This is a genomic window from Sodalis sp. RH22 (assembly GCF_047324165.1).
Taxonomy (GTDB): domain Bacteria; phylum Pseudomonadota; class Gammaproteobacteria; order Enterobacterales; family Enterobacteriaceae; genus Acerihabitans.
Genome location: NZ_CP178731.1, coordinates 2,410,538 through 2,427,384, shown reverse-complemented (window position 1 = coordinate 2,427,384; position 16,847 = coordinate 2,410,538). Strand labels below are relative to the sequence as shown.

The 16,847-nt window shown below is 50.9% G+C and carries 25 protein-coding genes; 24 read left to right on the top strand and 1 reads right to left on the bottom strand.

What is annotated here, in order from left to right; genetic code table 11:
* Position 1 precedes the first annotated feature (1 nt).
* The 15 genes from ACL2XN_RS11100 (at position 2) to ACL2XN_RS11030 (ending at position 7,418) form a co-directional block, all read left to right on the top strand.
* Entirely contained in the window at positions 2 to 337 is a 336-nt protein-coding gene (locus ACL2XN_RS11100) for a hypothetical protein (RefSeq protein ID WP_413730825.1), read from the top strand.
* Entirely contained in the window at positions 330 to 662 is a 333-nt protein-coding gene (locus tag ACL2XN_RS11095; RefSeq protein ID WP_413730824.1) for a hypothetical protein, read from the top strand. Before ACL2XN_RS11100 ends, ACL2XN_RS11095 begins: the two co-directional genes overlap by 8 nt.
* Positions 646 to 936 carry a DUF1364 domain-containing protein gene (locus ACL2XN_RS11090; RefSeq protein ID WP_413730823.1) on the top strand — a complete coding sequence of 97 codons (291 nt, stop codon included), beginning with the start codon at positions 646 to 648 and terminating at the stop codon, positions 934 to 936. The genes ACL2XN_RS11095 and ACL2XN_RS11090 overlap by 17 nt, the downstream gene beginning before the upstream one ends.
* Positions 933 to 1,295, top strand: a complete 363-nt coding sequence (locus tag ACL2XN_RS11085; RefSeq protein ID WP_413730822.1) for a RusA family crossover junction endodeoxyribonuclease — start codon at positions 933 to 935, stop codon at positions 1,293 to 1,295. The genes ACL2XN_RS11090 and ACL2XN_RS11085 overlap by 4 nt, the downstream gene beginning before the upstream one ends.
* Positions 1,292 to 2,107 carry an antitermination protein gene (locus tag ACL2XN_RS11080; protein WP_413730821.1) on the top strand — a complete coding sequence of 272 codons (816 nt, stop codon included), beginning with the start codon at positions 1,292 to 1,294 and terminating at the stop codon, positions 2,105 to 2,107. The genes ACL2XN_RS11085 and ACL2XN_RS11080 overlap by 4 nt, the downstream gene beginning before the upstream one ends.
* Before the next feature lie 295 nt (positions 2,108 to 2,402).
* Positions 2,403 to 2,975 (top strand): MT-A70 family methyltransferase, encoded by a 573-nt coding sequence (locus ACL2XN_RS11075; RefSeq protein ID WP_413730820.1) that lies wholly within the window; start codon positions 2,403 to 2,405, stop codon positions 2,973 to 2,975.
* A gap of 483 nt (positions 2,976 to 3,458) precedes the next feature.
* Complete coding sequence (locus ACL2XN_RS11070) at positions 3,459 to 3,827, top strand: hypothetical protein (protein WP_413730819.1); 369 nt, start codon at positions 3,459 to 3,461, stop codon at positions 3,825 to 3,827.
* A complete protein-coding gene (locus ACL2XN_RS11065) occupies positions 3,827 to 4,159 on the top strand; it encodes a hypothetical protein (protein ID WP_413730818.1) in 333 nt (110 codons plus the stop codon). The genes ACL2XN_RS11070 and ACL2XN_RS11065 overlap by 1 nt, the downstream gene beginning before the upstream one ends.
* Positions 4,156 to 4,695 carry a glycoside hydrolase family 108 protein gene (locus ACL2XN_RS11060; RefSeq protein WP_413730817.1) on the top strand — a complete coding sequence of 180 codons (540 nt, stop codon included), beginning with the start codon at positions 4,156 to 4,158 and terminating at the stop codon, positions 4,693 to 4,695. Before ACL2XN_RS11065 ends, ACL2XN_RS11060 begins: the two co-directional genes overlap by 4 nt.
* Entirely contained in the window at positions 4,695 to 4,937 is a 243-nt protein-coding gene (locus ACL2XN_RS11055) for a hypothetical protein (RefSeq protein WP_413730816.1), read from the top strand. Before ACL2XN_RS11060 ends, ACL2XN_RS11055 begins: the two co-directional genes overlap by 1 nt.
* Positions 4,934 to 5,239, top strand: a complete 306-nt coding sequence (locus ACL2XN_RS11050; protein ID WP_413730815.1) for a hypothetical protein — start codon at positions 4,934 to 4,936, stop codon at positions 5,237 to 5,239. Before ACL2XN_RS11055 ends, ACL2XN_RS11050 begins: the two co-directional genes overlap by 4 nt.
* A gap of 227 nt (positions 5,240 to 5,466) precedes the next feature.
* Positions 5,467 to 5,994 carry a hypothetical protein gene (locus tag ACL2XN_RS11045; protein WP_413730814.1) on the top strand — a complete coding sequence of 176 codons (528 nt, stop codon included), beginning with the start codon at positions 5,467 to 5,469 and terminating at the stop codon, positions 5,992 to 5,994.
* Between the two features lie 81 nt (positions 5,995 to 6,075).
* Positions 6,076 to 6,492 (top strand): hypothetical protein, encoded by a 417-nt coding sequence (locus ACL2XN_RS11040; RefSeq protein WP_413730812.1) that lies wholly within the window; start codon positions 6,076 to 6,078, stop codon positions 6,490 to 6,492.
* Between the two features lie 130 nt (positions 6,493 to 6,622).
* Positions 6,623 to 7,042, top strand: coding sequence for a hypothetical protein (locus ACL2XN_RS11035; protein WP_413730811.1), 420 nt, complete (start codon positions 6,623 to 6,625; stop codon positions 7,040 to 7,042).
* Positions 7,043 to 7,214: 172 nt separating this feature from the next.
* A complete protein-coding gene (locus ACL2XN_RS11030) occupies positions 7,215 to 7,418 on the top strand; it encodes a hypothetical protein (protein ID WP_413730810.1) in 204 nt (67 codons plus the stop codon).
* Positions 7,419 to 7,473: 55 nt separating this feature from the next.
* On the opposite strand, the gene ACL2XN_RS11025 is transcribed toward ACL2XN_RS11030, so the two are convergent.
* Positions 7,474 to 7,908: a DUF6173 family protein gene (locus ACL2XN_RS11025; protein WP_413730809.1), complete on the bottom strand. Its 435-nt coding sequence runs from the start codon at positions 7,906 to 7,908 to the stop codon at positions 7,474 to 7,476.
* Positions 7,909 to 7,984: 76 nt separating this feature from the next.
* Between ACL2XN_RS11025 and ACL2XN_RS11020 the strand changes: the two genes are divergently transcribed.
* The 9 genes from ACL2XN_RS11020 to ACL2XN_RS10980 all read left to right on the top strand — a co-directional run bounded on the left by ACL2XN_RS11020 (position 7,985) and on the right by ACL2XN_RS10980 (position 16,846).
* Positions 7,985 to 8,587 carry a hypothetical protein gene (locus tag ACL2XN_RS11020; protein ID WP_413730808.1) on the top strand — a complete coding sequence of 201 codons (603 nt, stop codon included), beginning with the start codon at positions 7,985 to 7,987 and terminating at the stop codon, positions 8,585 to 8,587.
* A complete protein-coding gene (locus ACL2XN_RS11015) occupies positions 8,587 to 10,068 on the top strand; it encodes a terminase (protein WP_413730807.1) in 1,482 nt (493 codons plus the stop codon). Before ACL2XN_RS11020 ends, ACL2XN_RS11015 begins: the two co-directional genes overlap by 1 nt.
* A 1-nt stretch (position 10,069) precedes the next feature.
* Entirely contained in the window at positions 10,070 to 11,479 is a 1,410-nt protein-coding gene (locus ACL2XN_RS11010; RefSeq protein ID WP_413730806.1) for a DUF4055 domain-containing protein, read from the top strand.
* On the top strand, positions 11,460 to 12,527 hold the full coding sequence (locus ACL2XN_RS11005) for a minor capsid protein (RefSeq protein WP_413730805.1): 1,068 nt from the start codon (positions 11,460 to 11,462) through the stop codon (positions 12,525 to 12,527). Before ACL2XN_RS11010 ends, ACL2XN_RS11005 begins: the two co-directional genes overlap by 20 nt.
* 87 nt (positions 12,528 to 12,614) lie before the next feature.
* Positions 12,615 to 13,313, top strand: coding sequence for a hypothetical protein (locus tag ACL2XN_RS11000; RefSeq protein ID WP_413730804.1), 699 nt, complete (start codon positions 12,615 to 12,617; stop codon positions 13,311 to 13,313).
* A gap of 11 nt (positions 13,314 to 13,324) precedes the next feature.
* Positions 13,325 to 14,299 (top strand): phage coat protein, encoded by a 975-nt coding sequence (locus ACL2XN_RS10995; protein ID WP_413730803.1) that lies wholly within the window; start codon positions 13,325 to 13,327, stop codon positions 14,297 to 14,299.
* Positions 14,300 to 14,340: 41 nt separating this feature from the next.
* A complete protein-coding gene (locus tag ACL2XN_RS10990; RefSeq protein WP_413730802.1) occupies positions 14,341 to 15,789 on the top strand; it encodes a glycosyltransferase family 2 protein in 1,449 nt (482 codons plus the stop codon).
* Positions 15,771 to 16,367, top strand: a complete 597-nt coding sequence (locus ACL2XN_RS10985; RefSeq protein WP_413730801.1) for a hypothetical protein — start codon at positions 15,771 to 15,773, stop codon at positions 16,365 to 16,367. The genes ACL2XN_RS10990 and ACL2XN_RS10985 overlap by 19 nt, the downstream gene beginning before the upstream one ends.
* Positions 16,364 to 16,846 (top strand): DnaT-like ssDNA-binding protein, encoded by a 483-nt coding sequence (locus ACL2XN_RS10980; RefSeq protein ID WP_413730799.1) that lies wholly within the window; start codon positions 16,364 to 16,366, stop codon positions 16,844 to 16,846. Before ACL2XN_RS10985 ends, ACL2XN_RS10980 begins: the two co-directional genes overlap by 4 nt.
* Position 16,847 lies beyond the last annotated feature (1 nt).

Sequence of the window (16,847 nt, the reverse complement as noted above, 5' to 3'; positions counted from 1 at the left end):
CATGAAAATATCAAAGGCTGAAGTTAAGAAAATCATCGCAAAAACTCTTGCTGAAAATGACGGAATTACCACGCGAGGCATGGCGAAAATAATCAATATGCACGAGTGCTATATGGTCAAGCTCATGAAAGAAATGCGAGAAGACGGTGAAATATTTTTCAGCGGAAACAATCGCGAATATCACTATCACCCGACCCGAGAGCTGGCAAGAAAAGCAAATAACGGCCAAGCAAGCAAGGCACGCATCAGAGTCGATATCGTTGCTGAGTACCGCGCCAACAGCCTGATATACCGGTTCGACAAGCTTCAGGCAGCAGCGAGGGTGAATCATGGCTAGTGTTCTCCGGCACCCTGGTGAAGAACTTCATCGATTAAGGCGAGAACTTCATATCAGCAATATACGTTGCATCACGCTCGAACACCAAAAAACCGTCCTGCAGGACAGGTTAAATCTTCTCGACGTACACGCATCAGCTATTCCGCCGATAAAAATCATTCCCAGGGTAAGACGCTGGATGACTGAATTTAGCCTGCCGTGGGAAATGTTCTGGTGCGAAGAGCACAGGCGCTGGTTCAGTGAGTTGGATAACAGCTTTCCGTATTTTCTGGAATATTCCGTTTGCGTGAAATGTAAGGAGGCGAGCAATGCCAAATCTGCGTAAAGAAGCCCGAGGCCGGGAATGCACAGTCAGACTGCCAGGGATATGCAACGGCAACGCTGAAACGGTGGTGCTGGCTCATTGTCGCCTGCCTGGGTTGTGCGGCATGGGAATGAAGCCTAACGACCTGTTTGGTGCCTGGGCCTGTAACTGCTGTCACGATGAGATTGACCGTCGCACTCGGTTGATGGATGCAGAGGCGGCCCACCTGGCCCACCTTGAGGGCGTTATCCGCACCCAGGCGGTTTTGATAGCTGAAGGGAAGATAAAAGCATGAGTAAATACAGGATATTCCTGCCATACCCGCCGACCGTAAACACATATTGGCGTCACGCCCGGGGCCGGAACTATATCAGCGAGAAAGGCACCCGCTACCGCGCCGAGGTAATAGCAATAATTCTTCGTGAGCGTCTCGACATCAAGTTAACCAGCCGCCTTAAGGTCAAACTTCTCGCCAGTGTTCCCGACCGCCGCATACGCGATATAGACAATCTATTTAAGGCTCCACTGGATGCATTGGTTCATGGCGGAATGATTAACGACGACGGTCAGATTGACGACCTGCGGATCATTCGCGGCGAACGGGTGAAGGGTGGCGCGCTGGAGATAGTGATAACCGAACTGGAGGCCGCATGAGACTTGAAGCAGCAGTAAAACACTTTTCACCAAAGACAACGACCATCAGTGATTCCCCACGGGCGACCGCATCAGACGCTTTGACCGGTACCGACATAATGGCAGCTCTTGGCTTTGCAGAGTCAAAAGCTGGCTTCGGTATGGCACTTTTCTTGGGTAAGAACGACGTAAGCGATCTGGATAAAGTACGCGCCGTGAGGAATCTATTTCAATATGCCCTAAGTCAGGTCGGCAAGTACAAGGCAATTTCCCGGCTCGAAAATGATGTTATGACAAACGTAGCGCAAACACTCGCAAGGTATGCGTATGCGGATTATGCCCGGAGCGCGGCCAGTACCAAACCGTGTCCTGATTGCACCGACGGTTTCATTGATGCTGAAGTATTCACCACGAAAATCACTACACCCAGAGGGCCAGCGCCGGTATGGGCCTCCAATTCCAGGAATGCTCGCCCAAGCGATTGGGACCACATCCGCCAGGTGCGTGAACAAGTTCGCGTTTTGTGCCCGACATGCAACGGTAAGGCGGTGGTAAGCAACTCCTGCAGGTGCCACGGTCGCGGTGTAGTGGTGGACAAGGAGAAAAGCGAGTCCGTGGGTATGCCGATCATGAAAACGTGCTCGAAATGCCAGGGCCGGGGATATTCGAGGCTACCGGCGTCGGAGGCATGGGAAGCCCTATGCGTATTCATCCCAGACATGCCAGAGACGACATGGCGCAGGAACTTTAAACCGCTTTATGAAGCGCTGATAACGAAATGCCACGCAGAAGAGAGTAGTGCTGATTCAATATTTAACGCCGTGACACGTTAGACGCACGATTGCCAAGGATGGCAACACTTTGAAAACTAACTATTGCAAAGTTGGCGATAATGGCCTAATATCAGCCTAATGATGGGATTTCTACGATTCATTGACTCCCAAGAACAATAAGACCCTGGCCGAAAGCCGGGTTTTTTCATTTAACGGTACCTCACACCTTAGTGACGATGTAAGGCGCTGCTCTTCCTGTTCGCCTATGAATGAACAGCGAACCAACCCCGGAGTCAACCGGGAAACATTTCAAAGCTGCACTCCGACGTGGCACTTTTCTATTTTAGGAGGAACCGTGAATTACAAATTAATTTACGCCGATCCTCCCTGGCAATACCGTGACAAAGCCAAGGATGGTAATCGCGGCGTCGATTTCAAATACCCTACCATGACTATTCCCGATATCTGCCGCCTGCCGGTCTGGGAATTGGCGGATCCTGATGCTTGTTTACTGGCTATGTGGTGGGTGCCGACGCAGCCCATGGAAGCGCTGAAAGTGGTCGATGCCTGGGGATTCAGGCTGATGACAATGAAGGGTCTGACGTGGATGAAGACGAACAAGAACAAGGGCAACCCAGCCATAGGCATGGGCCACATGACGAGGGCCAATAGCGAGGACTGTTTGTTTGCAGTCCGCGGTAAGCTGCCTGTGCGCATGGATGCGTCAATCTGCCAGTACTTCAGTGCGCCACGCATGGAGCATAGCGCAAAGCCGCCGGTTGCCAGGCAGATGTTGGAGCGGTTGCTCGGCGACGTACCGCGCATCGAACTGTTCGCCAGGGAGATGGTAGACGGCTGGGATCGGTGGGGAAACGAATGCGTCAGTACCATAGTCATGAAAAAGGCGACTTTAGACAAGGTAGCTTAAAAAGGTAAATGATATTGATCATTCTCCAATCATTGTCAGGAGAATATCTATCATGGGCTGTGTTGGCTGTGGCGAGTCCCTTCGTGATTCTTTGGTAGCTGAAAACGTGGGTAAGTTATACAAATCATGCCCTAAGTGCTCAGCAGATGCGGGCTATCATATTTTTTATCGTTATGAAGATTTCGGCATGCGCAATATGGATGATGGGCGGCATATCGTTCAGTCTTATTGCCCGTCATGCCGGTCTAAAGAACCACCTTCACTGACGCCAGTTTTTACATGTAAATAGCCACACTGCTGAATCAAAAGGTTCGCTAATGCGAGCCTTTTTCTATTTCGTCTCCCTGCCAAATCTGACGTACAAACCCTCATCCGCGCGCGCCTACGGCAGCGGAGACGAACCCCTTTTGGTCTGCACAGGATTTCCCCTTCATCACGGGCTGGCGGACTGCTTTTACACACGCACCGGGCAACAGGTGACCCATGAATAAAGAGTTCGTCACCGCCTTTGCGATGGTGGTGTTTACTGTCGGCGGCATCGCTATAGCTTGGAAGCCGGTATTTTCCTTTCTGGCCTCGCTCGTTGCCAGTAACGTCGCTAATAAAGATATGCTCGGCGCTTACAAAGAACAGGTAACTCTCCTTCGTGAAAGTAACAACCTGCTTAAGCAAGAAAACGCTGAACTGTTAAAAACCAACGAAATGCAGTCCCGCGAAATCTCCACGCTGAAAACCGATCTGCGAATTATCAAGAGTGCGCTGAGCATCCTGCTGGCGATTACCGAGTCTGAAGGCAATGACAAATTCAGGGATGAGGTAAAGCGCGTCATGGCCACGCTGGAGGAACACTAATGCCTATTAATTATTTAGAGGGCGTGCTGTCAAAGCTCGTTCACTCAAAGCACCCACTTGTGATAGCTGCGCTGATGCTTTTTATCGCCATCATGTTTGGCCTGCTCACGCTGATTTTTATATACGTCAGCAGCAATGCAAAAACACAGGTTGATGCCATCCGCCAGGACTATCAGCGCCGTGCCGATCGCCGTGATTTGAAAGTTGATGAAATAGCCGCACAGCAGAAATCCCAAGGCAATCAGTTAAACGAGCTGCAACACAAAGTTGACACCCTGCCGCTGAAGACTGCCGAAAAGGTCAAGCAGGACGTGAAGGACGATGCCAAATGACAAAAGACGATATTTTTAACGAGATTATCGGCAAAGAGGGCGGCTACGTTAATAACCCTGACGACAAGGGCGGCCCAACAAATTGGGGTATAACGCAAGCAACCGCTCGCGCGCATGGATACGCCGGCGATATGCGCAATCTGACTCGATTACAGGCCGTTGCCATCCTTGATGCTGATTACTGGACGGGCCCACGGTTCGATCAGATTTCCCAAGTTTCCATGCCGATCGCTGTGGAGCTAACGGACACTGGTGTGAACATGGGGCCATCTGTGGCTGCAAAGTTTCTCCAGCGCAGCCTTAACGTAATGAACAATCAGGGCAAGCTTTATCCGGATCTGATTGCTGATGGACAGATAGGACCGCGCACTATCACCGCGCTGAAAACATATCTTTCGGGCCGCGGGGCAAATAGCCTCGTCATTATGCTGCGCTCTTTGAACTGTCTCCAGGGTGCAAAATACATCGAACTGGCCGAAAACCGGGTCGCTAATGAAACCTTTGTCTATGGCTGGCTTGCCAATAGGGTGGCGTAATGTCAATTCTCGATATCCTGCGCAGCTCCGGCGACGGCTCTATCTCCATGAGCAAGACTCATGCAACGTTAGGTTTTCTGGTAGCCACAGGCATTGTCACCTGGTACGCCTACAACCTTCAGCTTTCCGAGTGGATGTTCGTTGCGTACATGGGTATTGCCCTTGGTGCCAATTCCATCAATAAGAAAATCGCGACGGACAACGCACCGCCCGCACCGCCACCCCTGGAGCCACGACCATGATTATGTGGATAGTAGAGCACTTCTCAATTATCGGCTCAGTAGTGATGGGGCTGATTGTGATTATCGGCGGGGCGTTCGGCTTGGGCCATTCCAAGGGTAAGACTTCGGCTGAGACCGCGGCGAAACTCGATAAGGTCGAAGAGGAAAAGCAGGCCATCCAATCCATTGCAGAACGTCAGACAACCGTAACGACCGAGGCTAAAAATGTTCAGGAAAATGTTAATCGCATGTCTGACCCTGATGTTGATAACGAGTTGCTCTCAAAATACTCCTATCCCGCAGACAAAGACGGTGGTAGTTGATACGGCCTGCAGTTGGGTGCGGATAATCCGTCTGACGCCGGAAGACATTAAAGCGCTAGACCCGCGCACGAAGAAAGCAATACTTGCGCATGACAAGGTAGTGGATGCCAATTGTCCGAACACAAACTAGCCTTACATGAGCATTCTTTTCTGTTGCCTCATTTTATCACTTAACAGATGCTTTATTTGGATCTAATCTCTTATGTTTAGAACATGAGAAAAGAAAGATGAAAGAGTTGATACCTGTACTTACGGCATTTTTAGGGGCTTTATTTACTTTTATGATTACATATTTTTCCAATAAGTGGTCAGATAAGCGCTTCGATAAGCAACTTAGCTATGAAAAAGATAAAGAAAACAAAAAACTCTTGTTGGAAAAGGGTGAGCAGCTTGATGTATTAATTTCTATATGGTCAAAATCAATTTTCAGCTATCAAATGTGTCAAATGAAAGTTATGAGAGGTAATTTGACAAGTGAAGGGATGATGGAGTCGCTCAAGCTACAAAATCCCAAAAATGATCATGATAGAATGGAGTCTCTACTTCATATTTATTTCCCTGAACTGCTTAGCCATTTAGATAAAGCAAAGGCAGAGTTAGCGCTCGGAAATGCAGCTTTTGATAGTTTTGAAAAATCGAAAGGTGAAAAGGAAGTATTATTTAATAAATTATATAATTCAAATATAGCAATTGAAAAACATCTTCAGAATCTTAACTCTGATATACGTAAAAAATTATACAGTCATCTCCATTAATCAACCGCCTACGGGCGGTTTTTTATTGCCATCACAAAAGCTATTCTCTGAGTGGATTCAGTAATGACATAGGAACGCCACATGGCTGCAGGACAATACGATAAGCTCCGGCGTGCTGGGGTTCATTTCTTCAATGCATACCCATACCCGGTGCAAGTTGGCTGTTATGTCATTGGGAGCAAGGTTGAAGAGAAGATATGCTGGGTTGCAGGTATTGAGCCAGCGACAGGGAAGGGAAGGTGCACGTCCTACCGGGGCGATGGAATGAACCTGGTGCTCATCGGCGTCGTTGCGAACCTTGATGAGTACAACGATACCCTCTGCCACGAGTGTTACCACGCCATGAATGCCATATACAACTGGATGGGTAGCAAACACGACCTTATCAACGACGAACCTGGCGCTTACTTCCTCGGCTACCTCGTCCGGTATTGCAATATCGAGTTCGCAAGGATGCCTGAGATAATCGAGTTGAAGGCGGGTGTCAATAAAGCATGATTGACTTATCGCCACGCTGCCGGAAGCCACAGCATAAGAATGTGTGCAAAGACAAAGAAACGTTGGCATGTGGTGTTATTGTGCTTATACCAATAACATGGCCCAGCGGGTAGCGAGGAGCGGGTATCAAATGAGAATTATTGCACTATTTTTTTTAATCATTTTAATAAGTGGTTGTGCCGCAGACCTCAAATTGGTTGATCGCTCCAGCGGCATTGAATATGCAGGCAAGACAGGAAGTACCATGGGTGGCGAAGGTACTGTCAATGCTCTGGTTGAAAATTCAAACTACAGCGGCTCATTCATTTATATGGAAAACGGTGGTGGCTATTCACTGACATCGGCAACAGCAACATCAGGTGTTGCTACTGCTTATGGTCAGTCGATGACAACTACACTGTCAGCGCGCGGTCATGGCATGATTAACATGCGGGCGCTAGAAGGAAAATTTATCCGCTGTGTTTTTGACTTTAATTCTCTATCAAACAAAGGCATCGGTGAGTGTATCCGTAATGATGGCCGCCAGTATGATCTCTGGATTAAGCGCTAATTGCCGCTTTCTTCTTAGTTGCTATCTATGTCGGCTATTGCGGCAGATGAACAATTTCATGATGGATGACTAAGAAACGAGCAAAGCAACATAGCGAGATCTTGACTCAGGGCATGCCATAAAGTTTGGACAACTGCTAACGTGTGATCTTCTTTATCAATGGGAGTTCCTGATGTTAGAAAATTATTACGGATCTGGCGGCCTCGAGTCTGACGACATAGAAAAGCGACTTATAGCTGTCCAGGCCGCTCTTGAAATAGCTAAAGCCTCCGCGAGCAATGCGCCGCATGTTTCAAGTGCATTGTCAGATACTACAAGTTGGGTAAAGGGATTGGCTGACGCTATCCAAGAGGCATTAGAAGTTAAACAGGGTTAAGCCCGATATTATCGACAAGCCGCCTCCGGGCGGCTAACGCCATAATCAAAAATCGCTAATCATCTTGATTCTTGAATTTTTCATACTCAGCCCAAGAAGCGAAACCGATTGGACGTTTAGGCTCGTCTGTTTGGATTCGTTTCTTTTTAATCAAAAGAATATTTATTTGACTAACGTGTTGGACTAACTCAACAGGGCTTCCATCTTCTAGCACGCCAATAAAAGAAATTAGCGAAGGATTCCAGTAACCGATGTCGGTGAAGTGAAACTCAATAAACCTACCGAAACTTGCCAACTGGCCGCCAACCTCGTAATCATCTTCTAAGTTGCGGTGAAAGTCGTTTATCCAGCAAAGGAGGCGAGAGTGAAATTCATTAGCATAGTTTGGGTCTTTAAACACGCTGGCGGAAGCCTGGTTAAGCGTGTTTGCAAGATTAGCGTAATGGTCAGCGGGCAATACAGGAATACCAAAGAAGTTTTTATCGGTCATAGTGGCTTATCCAAAGGTAAAAAATAACTATTGATCAAAACCCGATTAAAATAAACACATCAGTTTAGGATATTTTATGACCAAACCAGATTGGGAGGCCATCGAGTCGGCTTACCGGGCTGGCTTGCTGTCAGTAAGAGAAATCGCCTCGCAGCACGGCATCACACACGGCGCTATCAATAAGCGTGCAAAGCGTGATGGATGGGAGAGAGACCTTAAGGCGAAGATAAAAGCCAAGGCTGATGCGCTGGTATCCAAACGCGAGGTATCCACTCTGGTATCCACGGAGAGAGCGGTTACCGAACGGATACTGATTGAGGCAAACGCCGAAGTTATCGCAAGCGTCCGCATGGAGCATCGCGGAGACATCACGCGGGCCAGAAGCCTGACTAATAGCATGTTTGATGAGCTGGCAGCAGAGACAGCCGACATTGAGGCGCTCCGCAGCCTGGGTGACATGCTGCGTAATCCTGACGACAAAGGCATCGACAAGCTTAATGACATCTACCGTGCAGTCATCTCGCTTCCTGAGCGCGTTAAATCATTGAAGGCACTTAGCGAGACGCTGAAAACCCTCATCGGCCTTGAACGACAGGCATATGGCATTGATGATGGCGACGGCAATAAAACAATCAATCAACTCTCTGACCTAATGGACTCGCTTTCCCAGGGGGCGTAATGACTCCTGCGCAATTAAAGCTGCTGAGCAATAAGCTCTGGCGACTTAATCACCTTTACTGGATAACCGACAAATCAGGTAAGCCGGTTCGTTTCAACATGACCCCGGAGCAGTTCGAGTACTTCGAAGGCATCCACACTCGCAACATCATCCTGAAGGCGCGCCAGCTCGGTTTCACGACTGAGGTCTGCATCATCCAGCTCGATGCGGCCCTGTTCGAATCTGCTAAGTGCGCGCTGATAGCTCACACGCTGAATGACGCAAAGCGCCTGTTTCGAGAAAAGGTGAAGTACGCCTATGACCGGTTGCCCGATGAGATAAAGGCGGCCAACCCGGCGAGCAACGATGCGGCCGGCGAGTTGGTATTCAAGAAAGGCGGCTCGCTCTACGTCAGCACGTCATTTCGTGGCGGCACTCTGCGTTACCTGCACGTGTCCGAGTTCGGCAAGATATGCGCAAAGTTTCCTGATAAGGCCCGCGAGATTGTCACCGGCGCCTTTGAAGCTGTATCAAGCGAATGCTTTACCACGATTGAGAGCACGGCCGAGGGCAGGGCGGGATATTTCTTCGATTATTGCCAGTCTGCCGAAAAGGCGCAGTTGCAGGGCAAGAATTTATCGCAACTCGACTGGAAATTCTTTTTCTTCTCCTGGTGGAAGAATCCACTGTATGCGATTGACCCGGTTGAAGCGCTACCCGACCGCCTGAACGATTATTTCGCTGAGATAGCAGCTAAGCATGGCGTCATCCTGAATGACCGCCAGAAAGCCTGGTATTACGCCAAGGAGAAAACGCTCGGCGACGATATGAAGCGGGAATACCCGTCCATACCTGCCGAGGCGTTCCAGCAGTCCGTTGAAGGCGCCTATTATGCCAAACAGTTTGGCTGGCTCTATGCCAATAAGCGGATCGGCGTGTTGCCGGATAACTCCCATCTGCCGGTACATACGTTCTGGGATATCGGCGTGGGTGACTCAACGGCCATCTGGTTCGTGCGTGTAGTCGGCGAAGAATTCCACGTCATCGACTATTACGAGAACAGCGGGGAAGGGCTACGCCATTACATGAAGGTGCTGAAAGACCGCGGCTATGAATATGCGGAACACTGGGCACCGCATGATATCGAAAATAGGGAATTCGCCGGCGATGGCAAGACGCGTAAGCAGCTCGCTTATGAGGGCTATGAAATTGATGGCGAAACGTATCGCATTAATTTCCAGGTTGTCCCGAAAATTGGCATTGACGAAGGCATTGAGACCGTGCGCGAAATTTTACCGAAATGCGTATTTGATGAGGCCAAATGCGAAGAGGGCATATCTCATCTGGAAGGCTATCGGAAAGAATGGGACGACAAACGAGGATGCTGGAAAGATAAGCCGCTCCACGACAAAACATCCCATGGCTCGGATGGATTTCGTTATTTCGGTGTAGCCAAAAGCAGGAAAAAACCCGTCAAATCTATTAACTTCAAATGGGCATAACATGGCAGATTTAGACATTGATTATCGTCACCCTGCATACAATGAGTTTATGCCCGAGTGGGAGATGATCGGCGATTGCGTCGATGGCGAGCGGAAGATAAAAAAACAGGGCACAAAATATCTTCCTCATCCGAGTGACGACAGCGCAAATGATGACCCGGCCGGTATCCGCTATGACTCATACCTAAAGCGAGCAGCTTTTATCAACGCCACCGGACGGACATTGTCGGGTTTGCTCGGTATCGCTTTCAATAAGCCGCCGAAAATTGAGCTTTCGGGCGGCATTGAAGAAATCACCGACGACGCAGACGGTGAAGGCCAGCCGCTATCGCAGCTTATCCGCGACGCATTAAGCCAAAATTTGCAGCGTGGCCGCGCCGGCATCCTGACTGATTACACAGGTACTGGCACACAGACCCAGGCGACAAAAGGCCGCCCCGTTCTGCGCCTGTTCACCGCAAAGCAGATCATCAACTGGCGCATTACCAACGGGCAAACGTCGCTGGTCGTCCTTCACTTCAAGGAACCGGTTAACGATGAGGCTGGCTTTCAATTAACCATGCAACGGCATTGGATAGAACTTCGCCTCGTCAATGGTATTGCCCATGCTCGCAAATGGGCTGAAGGTGTTAAGGCAATCAATGGTGATGAACTGAAACCGCTGGCGGATGCTAACGGAACCGCGTTGGAAGAACTCCCCTGGTCATGGCTTGGTGCCAGCAACAATGACCATACTCCCGATGCCCCGCCCCTGGCCGATATTGCCTACGTGAATATCAAACATTATCAAGCCGAGGCAGACATTGCCGAAGCGGCTCATACCGTTGGGCAGCCGATGGTCGCGCTTACTGGCCTCGATGAGCAATGGGCGGATAAATATCTGGCTGATGGGTTCAAGGTTGGCTCTCGAAAGGGCGTGCTGCTGCCGAAAGGCGGTGATATGAAATTCGCCCAGCCTGAAGAGCGAAATATTCTGATCGCCCTGGCTGAACGCCGGGAAAAACAGATGGCGATGCTCGGGGCTAAATTGGTTGAGCGCAACACCTCAACCAAGACAGCAACACAGGCCGGCGATGAGGCACAGACGGATAATTCCATCCTGTCGCTTTGTGCTGGCAATGTTGAGCAGGCAGTAAACCGAGCCATTCAGTTTGCCATCCAATTCGCTGGCAGTGGCGAAGCGATTGTTGAGTTGAGTAAGAAATATGAAATTGCGGCATTAGACTCGCAAGGCATAAGCGCGTTAATGGCGGCGGTCCAAAGCGGCAATATGCGCCTGGTTGATTTCATCCGCTATCAACAAAATGTTGGCCTGGCCCCGGCTGATAAGTCGCCGGAGGACATAGTGGAAGAATTGGCCGCTACGGCGCCGGGAATGGGGACATATACCAGTGGCAACGTTACTCCATGATAATTCCATTCTCATCCAATCCCTGATTGAGCGACTCAAGGCCAGCCAGGGAACGGAGCTGACGACGCTATACAACGAATTGCGCACCTCATCCGGCTATGTGCTGCAAGAATATGATGGCGTCATCAATACGATGGGCCAGCGTGATGAAATATCGAAGCAGCTCGCCAAGGCTATGTATAGCCCGGTGGATGAGTATGCAAAGCAGCTTTTAGACTTGTGCGATCAGCTTTCCGGCGACGTCGCACAGCTTGAGCATAATTCTCTGGCGTCCATTCCCGGTATGCCGGGCCTCGTCGTGCCTGACACGGAGAAGATTATCAGGCAGGTCCACAACCGCCCGATGTCTATTCGTAATTGGCGCGGAGAGCTATTACTCGATCCGTTCATCAAAGATTGGGAGTCACTCACTCTCACCGCTGCAAATAACGCCGTTTTGCGGGCATGGCGCGAGGGGCAGACGATACAGCAACTCACTACTGCGCTGCGTGGAACAAGAGCGCTAAAGGGCGCTGATGGGATCATAGGCCAGTATGTTAAGAATGCAGATGCGATAGCCAGGACCTCCATTCAGCATACGGCCACGGTAGCGCGCGAGGCTTTTTTCGATGCTAACGGCGATGTGGTCGATAAGGTCCAGTTCGTCGCTACGCTGGATAGCAGGACAACGGCTGTTTGCCGGTCCCTCGATGGCCGTGAATTCCACGTTAACGCTGGCCCGCGGCCGCCGCTTCATATCCGGTGTCGAAGTACAATTATTCCTGTGCTGGCTGATTCTGCGCTAAACGACATCCTGAGCGAAGGCGAAACGCAGGCGTCTGCCGGCGGCTATGTCGATTCGAGCGAAACCTATTATCAGTGGTTATCTCGTCAACCTGATGCACAGCAAGATATGATTTTAGGCAAGGCTCGGGCCACGCTACTACGTGATGGAGGGCTGAGTGCTGAAAAATTCGCCGCTTTGCAGCTGGATAAGAATTTCGAGGCACTCACTCTGGAGCAGATGCGTCAGTTAGCACCGGAAGCATTCAACCGCGCCGGAATTTAACCAAACCACATCATTACAAGGTCGCCATTGTGCGGCCTTTTTTATTGCCCGCAGTCCGAGACTGCAACATCTAACCCGAGGTTATAGATGCTTAAGTTCAAACTGACTAAAGAAGAATTTAATGCGCTCGAAGATTCCGCCAAGGCCATGTATGCCGAAGCTGGCGAGGGATATCAACTTGCGATTGAAGGGATGCCGGATCTAACTGGCCTGGAAAAAAAGAACTCCGAATTGCTCGCTGAAAAGAAAGCTGAGCAGGAAAAGCGCCGCCTGGCTGAAGAAGAGGCCCGAAAAGCCGCCGAAGAACAGGCCCGTAAGAAAGGCGATCTCGATACGCTCGAAAAGAGCTGGGCAGAAAAGCTTTCCACCCGCGAAAAGGAGTTGTTAGCGCAGATTGAAGAACGCGACGGCAGGCTGCGGACTCTACTAGTCGATAACGTCGCTCAATCCCTGGCTACTCGCCTGGCCGGCGATAGCGCGGCTGTTCTCACGCCACATCTTAAGTCCCGCCTGGTTGTTGAGGACGGGAAGACGCGGATTCTTGACGCTGAAGGCAAACCCTCAGCATCGACGCTTGAAGATTTAGAGAAAGAGTTCCGAAGCAACAAGCTTTTTGCACCAATCATTATCGGCAGTAAGGCATCCGGTACCGGCGGTAACGGTAGCCCGACGTTCGTCAGCGGCGACGGCAAAAAATGGAGCGATTACACCGAAGCCCAAAGGCTTCAGTTATTCAAAGAAAATCCTGACGAGTTTAAACGACTCGCAGCAACACAAAACACTTAAGGAGTCGCCGAATGGCTACCACTCGTCTTACTGATATTTTCGTCTCGGACTATTACCAGACCATTGCGCCGGTAAATAGCCCCGAGAAAACCGCCGTATATAACTCCGGCATTATCACCCGTCTGCCAGCGCTGGATGCAGTTGCCCAAAACGGTCAGGGAACCGCGACTGTCAGCTACTGGCAGGATCTGGACGCAGACGAAGCACCTAATGCGTCCAACGATAATCCGGATGATTTGGGTGAGGTTGGCAAGGTAACCCAAGGCAGCATGAAAGCCCGCACGCTGTACCTGAACAAGGGGTATGGCGTGGCCGACCTGGCCTCTGAGCTGGCAAACAGCGATCCGATGACGCAGATTCGTAACCGCTTTGGCACCTACTGGACTCGTCAATGGCAGCGTTATTTGATTGGCGCAGCGCGTGGCATTATCGCATCCAATATCGCTAATGATGACGGCGATATGGTGGTTGATGCCGGCGGCTCGCTGGCCGAGTCTTTCCAAGATGCTGCCTTTACCGCTGGCGATGCCGCCGACCAGTTCTCGGCAATCGGCGTGCATTCGGTTGTGATGAAACAGATGGTTAAAGCCGACTTGATCGAGTATCTGCGTGATTCAGACGGCAATATCATTCTCACCACGTATCTGGGTAAACCGGTGTTCATGGATGACAGCCTGAAAGATAACTCAGGTCAGTTCCTTTCCGTGTTCTTCGGCTCCGGCGCGTTCGGTTATGGCGTGGGTTCTCCGCATACGCCTGTCGAGCTTCAGCGTAAGCCTGATGGTGGTAACGGTGGTGGCGCCGAGGTGCTGTGGGAGCGCAAAACCTACATTATTCAGCCTGCTGGTTTCTCTTGGATTGGCGAAGATGATCCGAACCTGTCCCCGACCTATACCCAGATGGCCGTAGCAGGCAATTGGGACCGGGTATTCGACCGTAAGCAGGTGCCTTTCGCCGCCGTTTTGTCTGGCGGCGCAGGCTCATAATCATAGAGGGGCTCCGGCCCCTTTTTTCATGAGAGGGAAGCATGGAGGTTATGATCGATGGCGTTGCTTATTCACCGCAGGCTAAAGCAAGTATCGGAATTGCCATAACTACCCACAACCGGCCTGACGTATTAAGGCGTGCAATTGAGCAGCATAAAAAGCATTACCCTGATGGCGCGGTAATGGTCGTCGTTGACGATGGCTCATCACCGCCCGCAGTCGTACCAGATGGTGTAAGACTGATTCGCCATGAGCAATCGTTAGGGATTGTGGCTTCCAAAAACGCTAGCCTTGAAGCGTTACTGGCTATCGGGTGCGAGCATTTATTCCTGTGGGATGATGACGCATGGCCTATCGCCGATAATTGGCAGGTGCCTTACATAGAATCTCCTGAACCTCACCTGGCTTACCAATTCCTTGATTTATCTGGGCCGAAAAAGCTGAAAGACTTGGCTGTTTTGTACCGCGATAACAAACACGTCGCCTACACCGGACAGCGTGGGGTGATGCTCTATTACCACCGGTCGGCAATCGAGAAGGTCGGCGGCTTCGACCCGATATACGGGCGCGGAATGTACGAGCATTCAGATCTCGCCTTGCGAATTAATAATTCAGGACTGACGACGTGGGCATTTGCCGATGTCGTTGGCTCTGAAAAGCTGATTCATTCGCTCGATGAACATGAGTCCGTCGAACGGTCGGTGCCGAAGCACAACCGCGAAGAGTTAGTCCGCCGTAACGTGACAATTCATAACGCACGGCGTGATGCTGGCTTCTCCGGGTATGTCGAGTACCGGAAACAACGTGAAATTGTGATAACCACGCTACTGACCAGCCTGGCCGACCCGCAACGCGGACAAAAATTACCGGCAAGTGCTGCGCTTCTTAGCGCTTGGGCAGCGTCTATTAATGGCGATGCTGTTGTGCTTGCCGATGAACTGGAAACGCCGCCTGATGGCGCTGAGCTTGTCAGAGTCGCCAAGGTGGACATGAACGTTTACTTTCGCCGCTGGCTGCACATCTTCCAGTATCTGCGCGAGCACCCGGAATACCGTTTCGTCTGGTGTACCGATGGTACTGACGTAGAAATGCTTCACTCGCCCTGGGATGAAATGGAACCGGGGAAAATCTATGTCGGTTCGGAGCCTAAGACATACGCCGACGAATGGGCAACAAAATTCCACCCCGAGCGCCTTTACGCTGAATTCATCGCAGCGCACAAGCATGAGCCCATGCTGAACGCTGGTTTGCTCGGCGGCCTGCGCGATGACGTGATGGAATTTGCGCATCACATTATCAGGCTTTTCTACCGCATCGAAAGCTACCGATTCTGGAAGACGGAACAGGCAGGCACAGCAATTGGCGACATGCTCGCGTTCGGTATCGTGGCGAAAAGCTTTGGCGATCGGATTGTCACTGGGCCTCGCGTCCATTCCGTGTTTAAAACCGAGGGCATCGGTAGGGAGTTCGCGTGGTTCAAACACAAATAGCATTTGCCGTTGTTGGTCATCATGCCCGCCGTGAAATGGCAGAAAGGTTGGCTGAAACACTTGGCGCGCACCTGCTAATTGATGAAGGCGACCATGGAGCGAACTGGAATCATCGGCGCGCCAATGAATGGGCAGTCGAACAATCTAAACGCGTCGTGATATTGGAAGACGACGCGATCCCCGTAGCCGGGTTTAAGGAGCTGGCTGCCGATTGGTGCGCAAAACATTCCGACGACCTCCTTAGCTTTTATCTTGGCACCGGCAGACCAAGGCACTGGCAGAGCATCATCAAAAAGAAGCTTGCCGCCGAGAAGCCATTCATCACCCTGCCAACACTTATACACGGTGTTTGCTACAGCATCCCGCCGCAGCACATAAGCCGAATCATTGAAAAGTGGCCGCGTCACTTGGCAGCAGATTATGCAGTCGGCAGTGCTTGGGGGCGAGATGTTATTTATCCCTGCCAATCCCTGGTTGACCATGCCGACGGCGTTAGCGTTGAACGGCATCCAGACGGCGAGCCGAGAACGGAACGGCGCAGGGCGTGGAAGATGGCCGACATGACGAGGGCATTATGATTAATACCGATCCGACTTCACCAGATTTCAACAGCTACGCCAGCGTGGCAGACCTTGACGCGTTTGCGGTTGCACGCGGCTACACTATTCCGCCCACAAACGAGGTGAAAGAGCAATTACTCATGCAGGCCATGGATTACCTGGAGGGTATGGCTTGGCGAGGACTTCCGCTCGATCCTGGGCAGCCGTTGCAGTGGCCGCGCAGCAAAATTTACGCCGGCGGTGTCGTATTGACCGGGATTCCCCGACAGCTCATCCAGGCCCAATGCCGCCTTGCTGTAGAGGCGCAGACCATCGACCTTATGCCATCCTATTCTGGCGGTGGCGAGGTTGTGCAGGAGGCGGTTACAGGCGTTGTCAGTGTTTCATATGCCGAGGGTAGTAGCACGTCCACTCCGTACTTTGCCTGGCTGCCGGGCATGCTTCGCGGCCTTATCGGCGGCGGCTCATCAGTTAACTTTGACGTAATGCGGGGGTGAT